Source organism: Pantoea sp. XAF26B01_ASV70 (genome assembly GCF_054512635.1).
The window spans coordinates 3720336-3738176 of record NZ_CM137251.1 but is presented as its reverse complement, the minus strand read 5'-3'; the positions used below and the strand labels follow the sequence as shown (position 1 = coordinate 3738176).

The following is a 17841-nucleotide window of genomic DNA, read 5'->3' as shown; positions in this document are numbered from 1 at the left end:
ATTTGCATTTGCAATAGGGTGTTTCCGCCCGACAGGGAGCGCGCGCATCCTCTCTGCCGCACCGGCTTTCAGACTGATGCAAAGCGGTTCTGACGCTGGCCCGGCGACAAGGGGAAAACGTTGCAGGCAAGGTTATTACTTTTTTACCGGCACGCCGGCAGTGGCATCCTCGCCGGCACTCCAGGAACAGAAAAATGAAAAAGTTATCCCGGCTTTCGTTAGCCATTATGATTGAACTGGGTTTCACCGCCTCTCTCATTTCTGCCGGTGCCGTGGCTGCTGAAGCCACCCACGAACCGGTTATCGACAGCAGCCCCTCCGATACCCTCCACGACGACACCATGATGGTGACCGCCGCCGAGCAGACGTTGCAGGCACCTGGCGTGTCGACCATCACCGCCGACGAAATAAAAAAACATCCACCCGCACGCGATGTCGCCGAAATTATTCGCACCATGCCTGGCGTCAATCTGACCGGTAACTCCACCAGCGGCCAGCGCGGAAACAATCGCCAGATCGATATCCGCGGCATGGGGCCGGAAAATACCCTGATTCTGATCGATGGATTGCCGGTGACCAGCCGCAACGCGGTTCGGCTTGGCTGGCGTGGCGAGCGTGATACGCGCGGCGACACTAACTGGGTGCCGCCAGAGATCATTGAGCGCATTGAGGTAATCCGCGGTCCGGCAGCGGCTCGTTACGGTAACGGTGCAGCGGGCGGCGTGGTGAACATCATCACCAAAAAAGAGATGGATAATCAGTGGCACGGCTCATGGAGCGCCTATTACAACGTGCCGGAACACAAGGAGGAGGGCGCGACCCGTCGCACCAACTTCAGCCTTGAAGGGCCACTGGGCGAGGATGTCAGTTTCCGGCTCTATGGCGGTCTGGCAAAAACGCAGGCTGATGCTTACGACATTAATGAAGGGCACGCCGCAGACCGCACCGGCAGTTACGCCGGATCGTACCCGGCGGGCCGGGAAGGCTCGATCAACAAAGATATTCATGGCCTGCTGCGCTGGGCATTTGCGCCGATGCAGACGCTGGAAGTGGGGGCCGGTTACAGTCGTCAGGGCAACCTCTATGCCGGGGACACGCAGAACACCAATACCAACGCCCTGGTGAAAAGCAAATATGGTGACGAGACCAACCGGCTCTATCGGCAGAACTTTTCTGTTAAGTGGACCGGTGCCTGGGATAATGGCATCAGCACCAATACCTACGCGCAATATGAGAACACCCGCAACGCGCGTCTGAATGAGGGGCTGGCGGGCGGCACCGAAGGCATCTTCGCCAACAGCAACTTCAATACCATCCAGCTGGATGATGTGTTGTTGCACAGTGAGATCAGTGTGCCGTTTGAATGGCTGGTGAACCAGACCGCGACTTTCGGGACGGAATGGAATCAGCAGCGGATGAAGGATCCTTCATCGACGACTCAGGCCGCCAGCTACGGGTCGATTCCCGGTATCGCTACGACCGGCCGCACACCCTATTCACAGGCGGAAATCTTCTCGCTGTTTGCCGAAGACAATATTGAGCTGACCGATAGCACCATGCTGACGCCGGGCCTGCGCTTCGATCACCATTCGATTGTCGGCGATAACTGGAGTCCGTCGCTCAACCTGTCACAGGGATTAGGCGATGAGTTCACCCTGAAAATGGGTATTGCGCGCGCCTATAAAGCCCCGAGCCTCTATCAGACCAACCCGAACTATCTGCTCTACAGCAATGGTCAGGGCTGCGCCGCCAGTGCCGGTGCCTGTTATCTGATGGGTAATGACGATCTGAAAGCGGAAAACAGCATCAATAAAGAGATTGGGGTCGAATGGAAGCGCGACGGCTACCAGGCGGGCCTGACCTGGTTCCGCAACGACTACCGTAACAAGATCGAGGCTGGCACGGCGCCAACCGGCACCGCATCTAACGGCAAAACCGACATCTACAAATGGGAAAATGTGCCCAAAGCGGTCGTCGAGGGGCTGGAAGGCACGGTCAATGTCCCGTTCTCCGACAGCGTAACGTGGAACAATAACTTCACTTACATGCTGCAGAGTAAGAATAAAGAGACCGGCGATCGTCTGTCGATTATTCCGGAATATACGCTCAATTCGACGCTGAGCTGGCAGGCGATGCAGGACCTCTCCCTGCAAACGACCCTGACCTGGTACGGTAAACAGGTACCGAAGAAATATGACTATAAAGGTAACGCCGTCACCGGTAGCGCCACCGATCAGGTGAGCCCCTATTCGGTTGTGGGCATGAGCGGCACCTATGACGTTAATAAATATGCCAGCGTCACCGTGGGTATCGACAACCTGTTCGACAAGCGCCATTTCCGGCAGGGCAACGCGCAGACCACCGGCAATGCCACCACCGGAGCGTGGCTCTATGGCGCAGGGGCCAATACCTTTAACGAGTCGGGCCGCACCTGGTATATGAGCGTGAATACCCGCTTCTGATGGACGGGCAATAAAAAGCGCAGCGGTTGATCTGACCGCTGCGCTTTTTTTATGACTGAATAATCAGTTGTTCTGATTGATATCGCGGTAGAGACGGCTCTCAAATCGCACCAGCGGAATACGGCGGGTACGCTGATCTTCCGGCGGGACCGCATAACCGGAAAGGAACTGCACGAATGCCACCCGCGCACCACTGGAGGTGGTGATAAAGCCCGCCAGGTTATAGACGCCCTGCAGTGAGCCGGTTTTCGCCGAGACTTTGCCATCCAGCCCCGCCTCATGCAGCCCGCCGCGATACTGCAGCGTGCCGTCGTAACCTGCCAGCGGCAGCATCGAAATATAATCCAGCGTGTTGTCATTCTTCGCAATGAACTGCAATACCTGCATCATGGTTTGCGGCGAAATCAGGTCATGGCGGGAGAGACCTGAACCATCCACCTGAATGCTATTACCCATGTCGACATTGGCTTTGGCTTTCAGGATGCGGCGAACGGCATCCTGTCCGGCGCGGAACGTGCCGGGCACATTGAAGTAGTGATGACCAATGGTGCGAAACACCGTGTCGGCAATCATGTTGTCTGACTTCTTCAACATGGTGTGCAGCAGCGTATGCAGCGGCGCGGACTGGGTCGATGCCAGCACGGTACCCGGTTCGGTAACCTGCGTCTGTCGCACCAGATGCCCGCTGTAGTCAATCTCAGATGACCGCAGTTCCGCCTTGAGGATTTCGCCAGCCCAGGCCGCGCCATCCTGTACCGCAAATGCCAGCGGCAGCGGTTCCGCGCGCTGGCGCATACAACCCGTGAGGGTGTAGCGGTTCAGCTCGCCCGGCACCACATCCAGCTCGCAATATTGCCCTTCGCCGCTGTTGCGGCCAATGGTGCGCACCTGGCTGTACATATGCGCCGGATAATAGGAGGCGATACGTACAAAGGCATTCTCACCCGGCGTATTAGCACTGTAGAGCGACACCGAGAAGCAGTTTTTATCAACGATTGCCGCACCCGGCGGAGCACTGAAGCACTGGGTCATATCGTTCCACGGCCAGCCCGGCGCCATATCGTGACTGGCAAAAACGGAGGTGTCGATAACCAGATTGCCTTTGATATGGTTAATGCCCTGCTTCTTTATCGCCGCCACCATGTTGCGCAGATCCTGACGGCTTAAGGTGGGATCACCGCCGAAACGTGCAACTAAATCGCCGTTCAGGGTGCCATCGATAATGGCGCCGCGAGTCTCAAAAGTGGTCTGAAAACGGAAGTCGCCACCCAGTTCCAGCAATGCTGCCAGCGCCGTCACCACTTTCATGGTACTGGCGGGCAGGGCCATCTGTTTTCCGTGATAATCAATAATCGGTGTTGATGCGCCTACTTTTTGTACCATCAGCGCCAGATTGGCGCCGTCTGGCAGGTACTGCATGTATTCATCAACTGGCGCTGCGTGTGCCTGCAGCATAAATGCGCAGCTTAATCCGGTAACAAGTCGTGAAAATCGCATAATCTCGCGGTAACTGGCAGGTGAGGGCGTCAATACTACGTCGCTGGACGGTGCAAAGTAAACGATGACCCGCAGGGAACTCTGGGGTAAAATACGTATCAAATTGCAAAACTCTTTTCTGGCCTGGAAGCATCTCCGGGTCAGGATTCTTTTATTTGCAAAAACGGGCTAATGCGCCGCAGAACGCTTTTTTCTGCAGTCACCGGTCAGGATGACATCGTTAAACAGGAAAGATGGCGAGGAGCTTAAATGAATCAGATTCCGATGACGTTAAGAGGCGCTGAAAGATTGCGCGAAGAGCTGAACGAGCTGAAAACCGTGAAGCGCCCGCGCATTATCGCCTCTATCGCTGATGCACGCGAACATGGCGATTTAAAAGAGAACGCGGAATATCACGCTGCGCGTGAAGAGCAGGGTTTTTGCGAAGGCCGTATTCAGGAGATTGAAGCCAAACTCTCCAATGCGCAGGTTATCGACGTCACTCAGATGCCGAAAACCGGACGCGTGATTTTCGGTGCAACCGTTACCGTGCTGAACGTCGAAACCGACGAAGAAGCCACGTATCGCATTGTGGGCGATGACGAAGCGGACTTTAAGCAAAATCTGATTTCGGTCAATTCGCCGATGGCGCGTGGCCTGGTGGGTAAAGAGGCCGATGACGTGGCTATTGTGAAAACCCCGGGCGGCGACGTTGAGTATGAAATCCTGAAGGTGGAATACCTTTAAGATGTTGCTACGCTTTGAAAAGCGTTAAAGCACAATGTAAAGAAAGGAAAAAGGCCGCATTGCGGCCTTTTATCTGAGGTAAGAGCATGTCACTTTCTTTGCCCACTTAGCGTGGCAGAGAAATTTTGCTCTCTTTAGAGGGGCGATACAGCACCAGCGTTTTGCCGATCACCTGTACGTTGCTGGCACCGGTCTCACGCACGATAGCCTCAACGATCAGCTGTTTCGTTTCACGATCTTCCGAGGCAATTTTTACCTTGATCAGTTCGTGATGCGACAGAGCCTGCTCGATTTCGGCCAGCACGCCTTCAGTCAGGCCATTGCCACCCAGCATAACCACTGGCTTGAGCGGATGGGCGAGGCCCTTGAGGTGCTGTTTTTGTTTGGTACTTAGATTCATCGTAGTTTTTTACTTACTCAGGGATTGAAAACGGTTCATTCTACCGCCATCTCGGGTATATCACCAAATCGACGCAACCCATTGCGTGCAGGTTTATCGCTACGATGACGATTTAGTTGGAAATATTATGACGGGTAAAAAGCGTTCGGCCAGCTCCGGCCGCTGGCTTCAGGAACACTTTAGCGATAAATATGTGCTCCAGGCGCATAAAAAAGGGTTGCGTTCGCGCGCCTGGTTTAAACTTGATGAAATACAACAGGGTGACAAGCTTTTCAAACCCGGCATGACCGTGGTAGATCTGGGTGCTGCACCCGGAGGCTGGTCGCAATATGTGGTACAGCAAATTGGGAACAAAGGGCGAGTCATTGCCTGTGATATCCTGCCAATGGATCCGATAGTCGGTGTCGATTTCCTTCAGGGCGATTTTCGTGAAGAATCGGTGGTCAATGCGCTGCTTGAACGCGTTGGCGATCAAAAAGTTCAGGTTGTCATGTCCGATATGGCGCCGAATATGAGTGGTACACCTGCCGTAGATATTCCCCGGTCGATGTATTTAGTCGAGCTGGCGCTGGAGATGTGTCGGGATATCCTGGCACCTGGCGGCAGTTTTGTAGTGAAAGTGTTTCAGGGAGATGGCTTCGATGAATACCTGCGGGAAATTCGCTCCCTGTTTACGAAAGTGAAAATTCGTAAGCCGGACGCTTCACGTTCACGTTCACGTGAAGTGTATATTGTGGCGACTGGGCGCAAACTATAACCAAATTGCTGGAGAAGTCCGCAGTTTTGCTGCGATTCCATGTATGCGGGATCTATAGTACCCTACGCTATCTGTTAACACCGTTGTAATATGAGGTTAATCCCTTGAGTGACATGGCGAAAAACCTGATTCTCTGGTTAGTCATCGCGGTCGTGCTGATGTCAGTATTCCAGAGCTTTGGGCCCAGCGAGTCGAATGGCCGTCGGGTTGATTATTCAACCTTCCTGTCGGAAGTGAACCAGGATCAGGTCCGCGAGGCACGTATTAACGGGCGTGAAATTAACGTCGTTAAAAAAGACAGCAATAAATACACGACCTACATTCCTGTCAACGATCCCAAGTTGCTCGATAACCTCTTGACCAAAAACGTCAAAGTGGTTGGCGAACCGCCGGAAGAACCAAGCCTGCTGGCTTCAATCTTCATTTCGTGGTTCCCGATGTTGCTGCTGATCGGTGTGTGGATCTTCTTTATGCGTCAGATGCAGGGCGGCGGCGGTAAGGGCGCGATGTCCTTCGGCAAGAGCAAAGCCCGCATGTTGACGGAAGACCAGATTAAAACCACTTTCGCCGACGTAGCAGGTTGTGACGAAGCGAAAGATGAAGTTGCTGAGCTGGTGGAATATCTGCGTGAGCCAAGCCGTTTCCAGAAGCTGGGCGGTAAGATTCCAAAAGGCGTTCTGATGGTGGGGCCACCGGGTACCGGTAAAACCTTGCTGGCAAAAGCGATTGCCGGCGAAGCGAAGGTGCCTTTCTTTACCATCTCCGGTTCTGACTTTGTGGAAATGTTTGTCGGTGTCGGTGCATCCCGTGTGCGTGACATGTTCGAACAGGCCAAAAAAGCGGCTCCATGCATCATCTTTATCGATGAGATCGACGCAGTCGGTCGTCAGCGTGGCGCCGGTTTAGGCGGTGGACATGACGAACGTGAGCAGACGCTGAACCAGATGCTGGTTGAGATGGATGGTTTCGAAGGTAATGAAGGTATTATCGTTATCGCCGCAACTAACCGTCCTGACGTCCTGGACCCTGCGCTGCTGCGTCCAGGTCGCTTTGACCGTCAGGTTGTTGTTGGCCTGCCAGATGTTCGCGGTCGTGAGCAGATCCTGAAAGTGCATATGCGTCGTGTGCCGCTGGCAACTGATGTTGATGCAGCGATCATTGCACGTGGTACGCCAGGCTTCTCGGGTGCCGATCTGGCCAACCTTGTTAACGAAGCAGCGCTGTTCGCGGCCCGTTCAAACAAGCGTGTGGTTTCGATGGTGGAGTTCGAGAAAGCGAAAGACAAAATCATGATGGGTGCGGAACGTCGCTCCATGGTGATGACGGAATCGCAGAAAGAGTCAACTGCCTACCATGAAGCAGGCCACGCCATTATTGGTCGCCTGGTGCCAGAGCATGATCCGGTTCATAAAGTAACGATTATCCCGCGCGGTCGCGCACTGGGTGTGACCTTCTTCCTGCCTGAAGGCGACGCGATCAGCGCCAGCCGTCAGAAACTGGAAAGCCAGATCTCAACGCTTTACGGCGGTCGTCTGGCAGAAGAGATCATCTACGGTGCAGAACGTGTTTCTACCGGTGCGTCCAACGATATTAAAGTTGCGACCAATCTGGCACGTAACATGGTGACGCAGTGGGGCTTCTCTGAAAAACTGGGTCCATTGCTCTATGCAGAAGAAGAGGGTGAAGTGTTCCTTGGACGTTCTGTCGCGAAAGCGAAACATATGTCTGATGAAACGGCCCGCATCATCGATCAGGAAGTTAAGCACCTGATCGACAGCAACTACCAGCGTGCTCGTCAGATTCTGGGTGAGAACATGGACATCCTTCACGCGATGAAAGACGCGCTGATGAAGTATGAAACCATTGATGCACCGCAGATCGACGACCTGATGGCGCGCCGCGAAGTGCGTCCGCCAGCGGGCTGGGAAGATCCAGGCAGCAACTCAGACAGCAACGGTACGCCTAAGGCGCCACGTCCGGTTGATGAACCGCGTACGCCAAACCCAGGCAATACCATGTCAGAGCAGTACAACAAATAAGACGCAACATCGTCAGACAAAACCCCGGCTGGTCCGGGGTTTTTTACATCCAGATATTGATCAGCAAGGAGTTTCCGCCATGAAGTTGTTCGCCCGTGATTCCCATCTCGATTTATCTTTTCCACATGTGATGGGCATTCTTAACGTCACGCCGGACTCCTTTTCAGATGGTGGAAAGCATAACGCGCTGGTCGATGCGCTGACGCATACCAATGAGATGGTCAATGCAGGCGCAACCATCATCGATGTGGGTGGGGAATCAACCCGTCCTGGCGCGGATGAAGTGAGTGTGGAGGAGGAGCTGGAGCGGGTGATTCCGGTCATCAATGCCATTGCCCAGCGTTTCGAAGTCTGGATTTCAGTGGACACCTCTAAAGCTGACGTCATCCGGGAAGCCGCGCGAGTAGGTGCTCACATCATAAACGACGTGCGTTCGCTTTCTGAACCCGGAGCACTGGAAGCCGCCGCCTCGACCGGGCTGCCCGTCTGTTTAATGCATATGCAGGGCGAACCGCGCACCATGCAGCAGGCACCGGTTTACGAAAATATTTTAAGCGAAGTGGACACTTACTTCGCTCAGCAGATAGCGCGCTGCGAAGCAGCGGGCATTAAAAAAGAGCGTCTGATACTCGACCCGGGCTTCGGTTTCGGTAAAAATCTCAGCCACAATTATGAACTGCTGGCTCATCTTGGCGATTTTCACCACTTCTGCCTGCCGCTGTTAGTGGGGATGTCGCGTAAATCGATGATTGGCCAGCTGTTAAACGTCGGCCCGTCACAGCGTTTAACCGGCAGCCTGAGTTGCGCGGTGATTGCTGCTATGCAGGGCGCGCAGATTATTCGCGCCCATGATGTAAAAGAGACGGCTGAAGCGATGCGCGTGGTCGAAGCGACCCGAAGAGCAAAAGGAGTATCATGAGTAATCGTAAATATTTCGGTACAGACGGCATTCGTGGCAAAGTCGGTGAAGCACCCATCACCCCCGATTTCGTCCTGAAGCTGGGCTGGGCCGCAGGTAAAGTGCTGGCGCGCCACGGTTCAAAGAAGATCATCATCGGCAAAGATACCCGTATCTCTGGCTATATGCTGGAGTCCGCGCTGGAAGCCGGTCTCGCCGCAGCAGGCCTGACGGCCGCCTTTACCGGCCCGATGCCGACACCAGCCATCGCCTATCTGACCCGTACTTTCCGCGCAGAGGCGGGCATTGTGATTTCAGCGTCACATAACCCGTTTGACGACAACGGGATTAAATTCTTCTCGTCCGAGGGCACCAAACTGCCCGATGACGTCGAAGAGGCGATTGAGCTGGAGATGGAAAAGCCGATTACCTGCGTTGAATCAGCGCAGTTAGGCCGCGCCAGCCGCATCGTCGATGCAGCAGGGCGTTACATTGAGTTCTGCAAAGGGACGTTCCCCAGCGAACTGAATCTGAATGGCCTGAAAATTGTGGTCGACTGCGCCAATGGCGCCACCTACCACATTGCGCCGAATGTATTGCGTGAACTGGGCGCGACGGTGATTGCTATCGGTGTCCAGCCAGACGGCATGAACATCAACAAAGAGTGCGGTGCCACCGATCTCAAACTGCTGCAGCAGCGCGTGCTGGCAGAGAAGGCTGATATCGGCCTGGCCTACGACGGTGACGGCGATCGCATCATGATGATTGACCATCTGGGTGACAAAGTTGATGGCGACCAGATCCTCTACATCATTGCGCGTGAGGCCCTGCGTCAGGGACAGCTTCGTGGCGGCGTCGTGGGTACGCTGATGAGTAACATGGGGCTGGAGTTAGCGCTGAAACAGCTCGGCATTCCGTTTACCCGTGCCAAAGTCGGTGACCGTTATGTACTGGAAAAGATGCAGGAGAAGGGCTGGCGTCTCGGTGCAGAGAACTCCGGTCATGTGATCCTGCTGGATAAAACCACAACCGGTGACGGTATCGTTGCAAGTTTGCAAGTGCTCACTGCGATGGTGCGTAACCATATGAGCCTGCACGATCTCTGTAGTGGCATGAAGATGCTGCCGCAGGTTCTGGTTAACGTACGCTTTGCGGGCGAACATGATCCGCTTCAGAGTGACGCGGTAAAAGCTGTCACGGCTGAAGTGGAAAAAGCGCTGGCGGGTCGCGGACGCGTTCTGCTGCGTAAATCAGGTACTGAGCCATTAATTCGTGTCATGGTCGAAGGCGAAAATGAGGCGCAGGTCACCGAACTGGCGAATCGCATCGCCGACCAGGTCAAGGCCGTTTAAAACCGTAACAGGCGGTCTGCAGGGTGCTGAACTGCCTGTAAAATCACCGGGATGGCGTTTTTTTCTGCAAACAGTAGGGGTAGTAAAAATTGCACTTGCAGAGATATGCGCCTTTGGTTAGTATTCACACCCGCTTCTGATGGGTGATGACGAGACTCCCCATCAATACTGGTTGAAGCTTTAACTGTACGATTACCGTGCAAGGAACAGGATGATATGTACCAAGCTCTTTTAGTAGTTTTCCTTATTGTAGCTATCGCCCTCGTGGGTATGATCATGCTGCAGCAAGGCAAAGGCGCTGATATGGGAGCCTCATTCGGTGCAGGCGCATCCGGTACGGTGTTTGGTTCTTCGGGCTCAGGTAATTTCATGACTCGTACAACCGGCATCTTAGCAGCGCTGTTTTTCATCATCAGCCTGGTTCTGGGTAATCTGAACAGCAATAAAGCGTCTAAAGGAAGCGAGTGGGAAAATCTTTCTGCGCCGGCACAGTCTTCTCAACAGACTGAAAAGCCAGCTCAACCGGTAACGCCGGGCAGCGATATTCCTAAGTAAGATCGTCAGCACAACGAATCGTTGTGGTCAGTGCAGTGCCGTGGTGGTGGAATTGGTAGACACGCTACCTTGAGGTGGTAGTGCCCGATTGGGCTTACGGGTTCAAGTCCCGTCCTCGGTACCAAATAGCAGTATCCCTTGCATTTTATGCAGGTCTGGAGTATTATTCGCCACGTTTTCGGACGCGGGGTGGAGCAGCCTGGTAGCTCGTCGGGCTCATAACCCGAAGGTCGTCGGTTCAAATCCGGCCCCCGCAACCAATTTTCCCTTTGAGTTCTTTTTCAAATATACTGTATGCATCGACGGACGCATTCACGGTTATTTTTTGAAAGAAAATTCTTTGGATGGAGTCCGGGCCGCATTGCGGCATACAGGGTCCAGTGATTAAAAGCCCCGAATATTCGGGGTTTTTTGTTATTAGCGAATCGTAATACTGGGCTATAGGCCCTTTTTTTATGTCTTGGGGGTGGGCTTGTCCACATTAGAGCAAAAATTGACAGAGTTGGTATCGGCTCCCGTAGAAGCGCTGGGTTACGAACTGGTTGGAATTGAATTCGTTCGTAGTCGCACATCTATCCTGCGCATCTATATTGATAGTGAAGATGGCATCAATGTCGATGATTGCGCCGATGTCAGCCACCAGGTAAGTGCGGTAATGGATGTTGAAGATCCCATTACGGTCCCTTACAACCTAGAAGTCTCTTCACCGGGACTCGATCGTCCTCTGTTCACTGCAGAACACTACACCCGCTTTATGGGTGAAGAAGTGAGTCTGGTGTTGCGTATGGCCGTGCAGAACCGCCGTAAATGGCAGGGAACCATTAAGTCAGTTGATGGCGAGATGATCACGGTGCACGTTGAGGGTAGCGATGAAGTGTTCGCACTGAGTAATATTCAGAAAGCGAACCTGGTCCCCCACTTTTAAAAGTCCGGATTGAGGCTAACCAGGATGAACAAAGAGATCTTAGCTGTTGTAGAAGCCGTTTCTAACGAAAAAGCCCTGCCGCGTGAGAAAATCTTCGAAGCGCTGGAGAGCGCGCTGGCGACTGCGACCAAGAAAAAGTACGAGCAGGAAATTGAGGTACGCGTCAGCATTGATCGCCGCAGTGGCGATTTCGATACTTTCCGCCGCTGGGAAATCGTAGAAGAGGTGACACAGCCGACGCGCGAGATCACGCTGGATGCGGCCCGCTTCGAAGATGAAGCATTCAATCTGGGCGAATATGTCGAAGATCAGATTGAATCGGTCACCTTTGACCGTATCACCACCCAGACCGCTAAGCAGGTTATCGTGCAAAAAGTGCGCGAAGCTGAGCGCGCAATGGTGGTTGATCAGTTCCGTGAGCAGGAAGGCGAAATTATCACGGGCGTGGTGAAGAAAGTTAACCGCGACAACATCTCCCTCGACTTAGGCAGCAATGCCGAAGCGGTGATTCTGCGCGAAGATATGCTGCCGCGTGAAAACTTCCGTCCAGGCGACCGTATTCGTGGCGTACTCTACTCTGTACGTCCGGAAGCGCGTGGCGCGCAACTGTTCGTGACGCGTTCTAAACCAGAAATGCTGATTGAACTGTTCCGCATCGAGGTGCCAGAAATTGGCGAAGAACTGATTGAAATTAAAGCCGCTGCCCGTGATCCGGGTTCGCGCGCTAAAATTGCAGTCAAAACCAACGACAAACGTATTGATCCGGTGGGTGCCTGTGTGGGCATGCGCGGCGCGCGTGTTCAGGCAGTTTCCAGTGAACTGGGCGGCGAGCGTATCGATATCGTGCTGTGGGACGATAACCCGGCGCAGTTTGTTATTAACGCCATGGCTCCGGCCGATGTGGCGTCAATCGTGGTTGATGAAGATAACCACACCATGGATATCGCCGTAGAAGCTGGCAATCTGGCTCAGGCGATCGGCCGTAACGGCCAAAACGTGCGTCTCGCTTCACAGCTGAGTGGCTGGGAGCTGAACGTGATGACCGTCGATGATCTGCAGGCTAAGCATCAGGCTGAAGCACATGCAGCGATCGATATGTTCACTAAACATCTCGACATCGACGAAGAGTTCGCCACCGTACTGGTGGAAGAGGGCTTCTCCTCGCTGGAAGAGCTGGCATACGTGCCAATCAACGAGCTGCTGGAAGTCGACGGCCTCGACGAAGAGACCATTGAAGCCCTGCGTGAACGAGCAAAAAATGCGTTAACCACCCTGGCACTGGCGAAAGAAGAGAGTCTTGGAAATCAGGAGCCCGCTGAGGATCTTCTGAATCTTGAAGGCCTCGATCGTGCGCTGGCGTTCCGCCTGGCGTCGAAAGGCGTTTGCACGCTGGAAGATCTCGCTGAGCAAGGTGTTGACGATCTGACGGATATTGAAGGCATGTCTGATGAACAAGCCGGCGCGCTGATTATGGCCGCACGTAATATCTGCTGGTTCGGCGATGACGCGTAATAACAGGAAGGAACAGCATGACAGATGTAACCGTAAAATCGCTGGCCGCAGAAATTCAGACTCCGGTCGATCGCCTGGTACAGCAATTTGCTGATGCGGGGATCCCTAAGTCTGAAAATGACGCGGTGACCCAGCAAGAGAAAGAAACCTTACTATCTCATCTGAACCGTGAACACGGTCAGGTCGGTTCAGCTAAGCTGACGCTGCAGCGTAAAACGCGCAGCACCTTGAATATTCCAGGCACCGGGGGTAAAAGTAAGTCGGTGCAAATTGAAGTCCGCAAAAAGCGTACCTATGTGAAGGGTGATGCAGAGGCTGAGCAAGCTCAGGCAGAAGCTGAAGCCGAGGCGCAGCGTGAAGCGGAAGAGCAGGCGCAACGCGAGGCTGAAGAAAAAGCCCGTCGCGAAGCTGAACAGAAAGCGCAACGTGAAGCCGAAGATAAAGCCAGGCGCGAAGCCGCTGACAAGGCCAAACGTGCAGCAGCGGAAAATGAAAAAGTGACAAATCAACCTACCGACGAAGTGACCAGGGCTGCGCAATCAGACAAAGCCCGTCGCGAAGCTGAAGCTGCCGAACTGAAGCGTAAAGCTGAAGAAGAAGCCCGCCGTAAGCTTGAAGAGGCTGCCCGCCTCGTAGCAGAAGAAGCCCGCCGTCTGGCTGAAGAGAAATCAGCTGAATGGGAAAAACCGGAAGAAGAGGATAAAGGCGACTATCACGTCACCACTTCGACCCATGCCCGTCAGGCGGAAGACGAAAACGACCGTCAGGTTGAAGCAGGTCGTGCGCGTGCGCGTACTACGGCTAAAGCTGCGCGTCCGGCGAAAAAAGGCAACAAACACTCTGAAGCCAAAACTGACCGTGAAGAAGCGCGTGCGCAGGTTCGTGGTGGTAAAGGCGGCAAGCATCGCAAACCTAGCGCACTGCAGCAGGGCTTCAACAAGCCAGCGCAGGCCGTTAACCGCGATGTTGTGATTGGCGAAACTATCACCGTAGCCGAACTGGCTAACAAAATGGCGGTGAAAGGTTCTCTGGTCATTAAAGCGATGATGAGAATGGGCGCCATGGCGACCATCAACCAGGTCATCGACCAGGAAACTGCACAGCTCGTTGCCGAAGAGATGGGCCACAAAGTGACCCTGCGTCGTGAGAACGAGCTGGAAGAAGCGGTAATGGACGATCGTGATACTGATGCTGCGCAGGAGTCTCGTGCTCCGGTTGTCACCATCATGGGCCACGTCGACCACGGTAAAACGTCCCTGCTGGACTATATTCGTTCCACTAAAATCGCCTCTGGCGAAGCGGGCGGTATTACTCAGCACATCGGTGCTTACCACGTTGAAACCGACAACGGTATGGTTACCTTCCTGGATACCCCGGGCCACGCCGCGTTTACCGCGATGCGTGCACGTGGTGCGCAGGCGACCGATATCGTTATCCTGGTGGTTGCAGCAGACGATGGCGTGATGCCACAGACTGTCGAAGCTATTCAGCACGCCAAAGCCGCTAAAGTGCCGGTTGTGGTTGCAGTGAACAAGTGCGATAAGCCAGAAGCGGATCCGGATCGTGTTAAAAACGAACTGACTCAGTACGGTATCATTCCGGAAGAGTGGGGCGGCGAAAACATGTTCGTTAATGTCTCTGCGAAAGCGGGTACCGGCATTGATGACCTGTTAAACGCTATCCTGCTGCAGGCGGAAGTGCTGGAACTGACCGCTATCCGTGAAGGTATGGCGAGCGGCGTGGTGATCGAATCGTTCCTCGACAAAGGTCGTGGTCCGGTTGCCACCGTGCTGGTACGTGAAGGTACGCTGAACAAAGGCGACATCGTTCTTTGTGGTTTCGAATATGGCCGCGTTCGTGCAATGCGTGACGAACTGGGTCGCGAAGTCATGGAAGCGGGTCCATCTATCCCGGTTGAGATTCTGGGCCTGTCCGGCGTGCCGGCTGCGGGTGATGAAGCGACCGTGGTACGTGACGAGAAGAAAGCACGTGAAGTTGCGCTCTATCGTCAGGGCAAATTCCGCGAAGTTAAACTGGCTCGCCAGCAGAAATCTAAGCTCGAGAACATGTTTGCTAACATGACCGAAGGCGAAGTGTCTGAACTGAACATCGTTCTGAAAGCTGACGTTCAGGGTTCTGTGGAAGCAATCTCCGACTCCCTGCAGAAACTCTCCACCGACGAAGTGAAGGTGAAGATTGTGGGTTCAGGCGTGGGCGGGATTACCGAAACCGATGCGACCCTGGCTGCTGCCTCTAACGCCATCCTCCTTGGCTTCAACGTTCGTGCCGATGCCTCTGCGCGTCGCGTCATTGACGCAGAAAGCCTGGATCTGCGCTACTACTCTGTCATCTATAACCTGATTGACGAAGTTAAAGCGGCGATGAGCGGCATGCTGGCACCAGAGTACAAACAGCAGATCATCGGTCTGGCTGCGGTGCGCGATGTGTTCAAATCACCGAAGTTTGGCGCGATTGCCGGTTGTATGGTGACGGAAGGTAACATCAAGCGTCACAATCCAATCCGTGTCCTGCGCGACAACGTGGTAATTTACGAAGGCGAGCTGGAATCTCTGCGTCGCTTTAAAGATGACGTCAACGAAGTGCGTAACGGCATGGAGTGCGGTATCGGCGTGAAGAACTACAACGACGTTCGCGTTGGCGATATGATCGAAGTGTTTGAAATCATCGAAATTAAACGCACCATCGAGTAATAGACTGCTGATGTGTTGCAATTTGGGAGGCCTCTGGCCTCCCGAATTATTTGGGAGAAATAATGATGGCGAAAGAATTTGGTCGCCCGCAGCGCGTTTCACAAGAGCTGCAAAAAGAGATTGCGATGATCCTGCAGCGTGAGATCAAAGATCCACGTCTTGGCATGATGGTCACCGTATCAGGCGTTGAAGTCTCACGCGATCTCGCTTACGCAAAAGTGTTCGTGACTTTCCTCAACGACAAAGATGAAGAAGCGATTAAACATGGCCTGAAAGCGCTGAAAGAAGCGTCAGGTTATATCCGCATTCTGCTGGGCAAAGCGATGCGTCTGCGTATCGTGCCTGAGCTGACTTTCTTCTACGACAACTCGTTAGTCGAAGGGATGCGCATGTCCAATCTCGTCACCAGCGTCGTGAAGAACGATACTGAGCGCCGTGGTCCGGACGCCACTGGCGATGACGAGGAGGCGTAATGAGTCGTCCGCGTCGTCGCGGTCGCGACGTCCATGGCGTGTTGTTGCTGGATAAGCCACAAGGCGTCTCGTCGAATGATGTCCTGCAGAAAGTGAAGCGTATCTTTAACGCGAATCGCGCAGGACATACCGGCGCGCTGGATCCTCTGGCTACCGGCATGTTGCCGATCTGCCTGGGTGAAGCGACTAAGTTTTCGCAGTATCTGCTCGATTCCGACAAACGCTATCGCGTGATTGCCCGACTGGGCGAGCGGACCGACACGTCAGACGCCGATGGCAACATCGTGCAGACGCGTCCGGTCAGCTTCAGTCAGGCCGATCTGGACAGTGCTCTGGAGAGCTTCCGCGGCGAAACGCTGCAGGTGCCTTCGATGTTTTCGGCACTGAAGCATCAGGGACGCCCGTTGTATGAATATGCGCGTCAGGGCATTGAGATTGCGCGTGAACCGCGTCCGATCACTGTCTATGAGCTGCAATTTATTCGCTGGCAGGATAATGAGCTGGAGCTGGAAATTCACTGCTCCAAAGGCACCTATATCCGCACCATCATCGATGACCTGGGCGAAAAGCTGGGATGCGGTGCGCACGTGATTATGCTGCGTCGCGTTCAGGTTGCCCGTTATCCGTATGAAAGGATGGTGACGCTGGAACAGCTCAACACCCTGCTGACGGAAGCCACAGAAGCCGGCATTTCACTGGAAACGCAGCTCGATCCGCTGTTGTTGCCAATGGACAGCCCCGCCTCTGATTTCCCTGAAGTGAATATCCCGCCTGCCGTGGCAGATTTCTTCCGCCAGGGACAGCCGGTACAGGCCAGCAATGCGCCTGCGCAGGGGCTGGTAAGGGTATCGGAAGGCGAAGCGCGTAAGTTTATCGGTATGGCAGAAATTGCCGACGATGGCCGGCTTGCGCCACGTCGTTTAGTGGTTGAGTATCAGGATTGAGCCAGGCGTTCACTTTTCGCTGATGGGGCATTTGCGTTGCTATCGGGCGCAGAGTAGAATAGCGCGGCTTTAAAGCGGGATGCTGAATTAGAGATCGGCACCCATACATTCATTTATTACTGGAGTTTATTATGTCTCTAAGCGTAGAAGCTAAAGCAGAGATCGTTGCTAAATATGGCCGTGGTGCTAACGACAGCGGTTCAACTGAAGTTCAGGTTGCCCTGTTGACCGCGCAGATTACCCATCTGCAGGGTCACTTCTCTGAGCACAAAAAAGACCACCACAGCCGCCGCGGTCTGCTGCGCATGGTATCTCAGCGTCGTAAGCTGCTGGACTACCTGAAGCGTAAAGACGTTGCACGCTACAGCAGCCTGATCGAAAGTCTCGGTCTGCGTCGCTAAGTCTGAAGAATCTGATCGTCGGGGCATTATGCGGGCTTTTGCACTCTGTGCAGCTTACGATCAGATTTGTGCGAGTTTCGTGAAGAGGGGGCCTTTATGGCCCCTTTTTTCGAGCAATCGGCAGCAATCCGGACCAAACTGATGTATTGTTGCTTAGTGTGATCTTTAGTTTGCAGAATTTCGCGCGGC

General features: G+C 54.0%; 15 protein-coding genes and 2 tRNA genes. 15 read left to right on the top strand and 2 right to left on the bottom strand.

Annotation, left to right across the window (positions count from 1 at the left end; translation table 11 throughout):
- Positions 1 to 194 precede the first annotated feature (194 nt).
- Positions 195 to 2462, top strand: a complete 2268-nt coding sequence (locus tag ACX8ZY_RS17675; RefSeq protein ID WP_421665134.1) for a TonB-dependent siderophore receptor — start codon at positions 195 to 197, stop codon at positions 2460 to 2462.
- A 63-nt stretch (positions 2463 to 2525) separates the two neighbouring features.
- Here the strand turns inward: ACX8ZY_RS17675 and dacB are convergent, their stop codons facing one another.
- Complete coding sequence (gene dacB, locus ACX8ZY_RS17670; RefSeq protein ID WP_010251813.1) at positions 2526 to 3959, bottom strand: serine-type D-Ala-D-Ala carboxypeptidase; 1434 nt, start codon at positions 3957 to 3959, stop codon at positions 2526 to 2528.
- Positions 3960 to 4208: 249 nt separating this feature from the next.
- Here dacB and greA point away from each other — a divergent pair, with 249 nt between their 5' ends.
- A complete protein-coding gene (gene greA / locus ACX8ZY_RS17665; RefSeq protein WP_010251811.1) occupies positions 4209 to 4685 on the top strand; it encodes a transcription elongation factor GreA in 477 nt (158 codons plus the stop codon).
- Between the two features lie 106 nt (positions 4686 to 4791).
- Here the strand turns inward: greA and yhbY are convergent, their stop codons facing one another.
- A complete protein-coding gene (gene yhbY, locus ACX8ZY_RS17660; RefSeq protein ID WP_010251809.1) occupies positions 4792 to 5085 on the bottom strand; it encodes a ribosome assembly RNA-binding protein YhbY in 294 nt (97 codons plus the stop codon).
- Positions 5086 to 5212: 127 nt separating this feature from the next.
- Here yhbY and rlmE point away from each other — a divergent pair, with 127 nt between their 5' ends.
- The 13 genes from rlmE (at position 5213) to rpsO (ending at position 17652) form a co-directional block, all read left to right on the top strand.
- The gene (gene rlmE, locus ACX8ZY_RS17655; protein ID WP_010251807.1) at positions 5213 to 5842 is read left to right on the top strand and encodes a 23S rRNA (uridine(2552)-2'-O)-methyltransferase RlmE; all 630 of its coding nucleotides are present in this window, start codon (positions 5213 to 5215) and stop codon (positions 5840 to 5842) included.
- A 113-nt stretch (positions 5843 to 5955) separates the two neighbouring features.
- Positions 5956 to 7881 (top strand): ATP-dependent zinc metalloprotease FtsH, encoded by a 1926-nt coding sequence (ftsH, locus tag ACX8ZY_RS17650; protein WP_010251805.1) that lies wholly within the window; start codon positions 5956 to 5958, stop codon positions 7879 to 7881.
- 79 nt (positions 7882 to 7960) lie between these two features.
- Positions 7961 to 8800: a dihydropteroate synthase gene (gene folP / locus ACX8ZY_RS17645; RefSeq protein ID WP_421665133.1), complete on the top strand. Its 840-nt coding sequence runs from the start codon at positions 7961 to 7963 to the stop codon at positions 8798 to 8800.
- Entirely contained in the window at positions 8797 to 10131 is a 1335-nt protein-coding gene (gene glmM / locus ACX8ZY_RS17640) for a phosphoglucosamine mutase (protein ID WP_010251799.1), read from the top strand. The genes folP and glmM overlap by 4 nt, the downstream gene beginning before the upstream one ends.
- 216 nt (positions 10132 to 10347) lie before the next feature.
- On the top strand, positions 10348 to 10686 hold the full coding sequence (gene secG / locus ACX8ZY_RS17635; RefSeq protein WP_010251798.1) for a preprotein translocase subunit SecG: 339 nt from the start codon (positions 10348 to 10350) through the stop codon (positions 10684 to 10686).
- 37 nt (positions 10687 to 10723) lie between these two features.
- Positions 10724 to 10810, top strand: a tRNA-Leu gene (locus tag ACX8ZY_RS17630).
- Between the two features lie 59 nt (positions 10811 to 10869).
- Positions 10870 to 10946: transfer RNA gene (locus tag ACX8ZY_RS17625), tRNA-Met, on the top strand.
- Positions 10947 to 11158: 212 nt separating this feature from the next.
- A complete protein-coding gene (gene rimP / locus ACX8ZY_RS17620; RefSeq protein WP_010251795.1) occupies positions 11159 to 11611 on the top strand; it encodes a ribosome maturation factor RimP in 453 nt (150 codons plus the stop codon).
- 24 nt (positions 11612 to 11635) lie between these two features.
- Positions 11636 to 13123, top strand: a complete 1488-nt coding sequence (nusA, locus tag ACX8ZY_RS17615; RefSeq protein ID WP_010251792.1) for a transcription termination factor NusA — start codon at positions 11636 to 11638, stop codon at positions 13121 to 13123.
- A gap of 17 nt (positions 13124 to 13140) precedes the next feature.
- Positions 13141 to 15834, top strand: coding sequence for a translation initiation factor IF-2 (infB, locus tag ACX8ZY_RS17610; RefSeq protein WP_010251789.1), 2694 nt, complete (start codon positions 13141 to 13143; stop codon positions 15832 to 15834).
- Positions 15835 to 15899: 65 nt separating this feature from the next.
- Positions 15900 to 16307, top strand: coding sequence for a 30S ribosome-binding factor RbfA (rbfA, locus tag ACX8ZY_RS17605; RefSeq protein ID WP_010251785.1), 408 nt, complete (start codon positions 15900 to 15902; stop codon positions 16305 to 16307).
- Positions 16307 to 17251 carry a tRNA pseudouridine(55) synthase TruB gene (gene truB, locus ACX8ZY_RS17600; protein WP_341576096.1) on the top strand — a complete coding sequence of 315 codons (945 nt, stop codon included), beginning with the start codon at positions 16307 to 16309 and terminating at the stop codon, positions 17249 to 17251. Before rbfA ends, truB begins: the two co-directional genes overlap by 1 nt.
- Before the next feature lie 131 nt (positions 17252 to 17382).
- The gene (gene rpsO / locus ACX8ZY_RS17595) at positions 17383 to 17652 is read left to right on the top strand and encodes a 30S ribosomal protein S15 (RefSeq protein WP_003851063.1); all 270 of its coding nucleotides are present in this window, start codon (positions 17383 to 17385) and stop codon (positions 17650 to 17652) included.
- Positions 17653 to 17841: the final 189 nt, after the last annotated feature.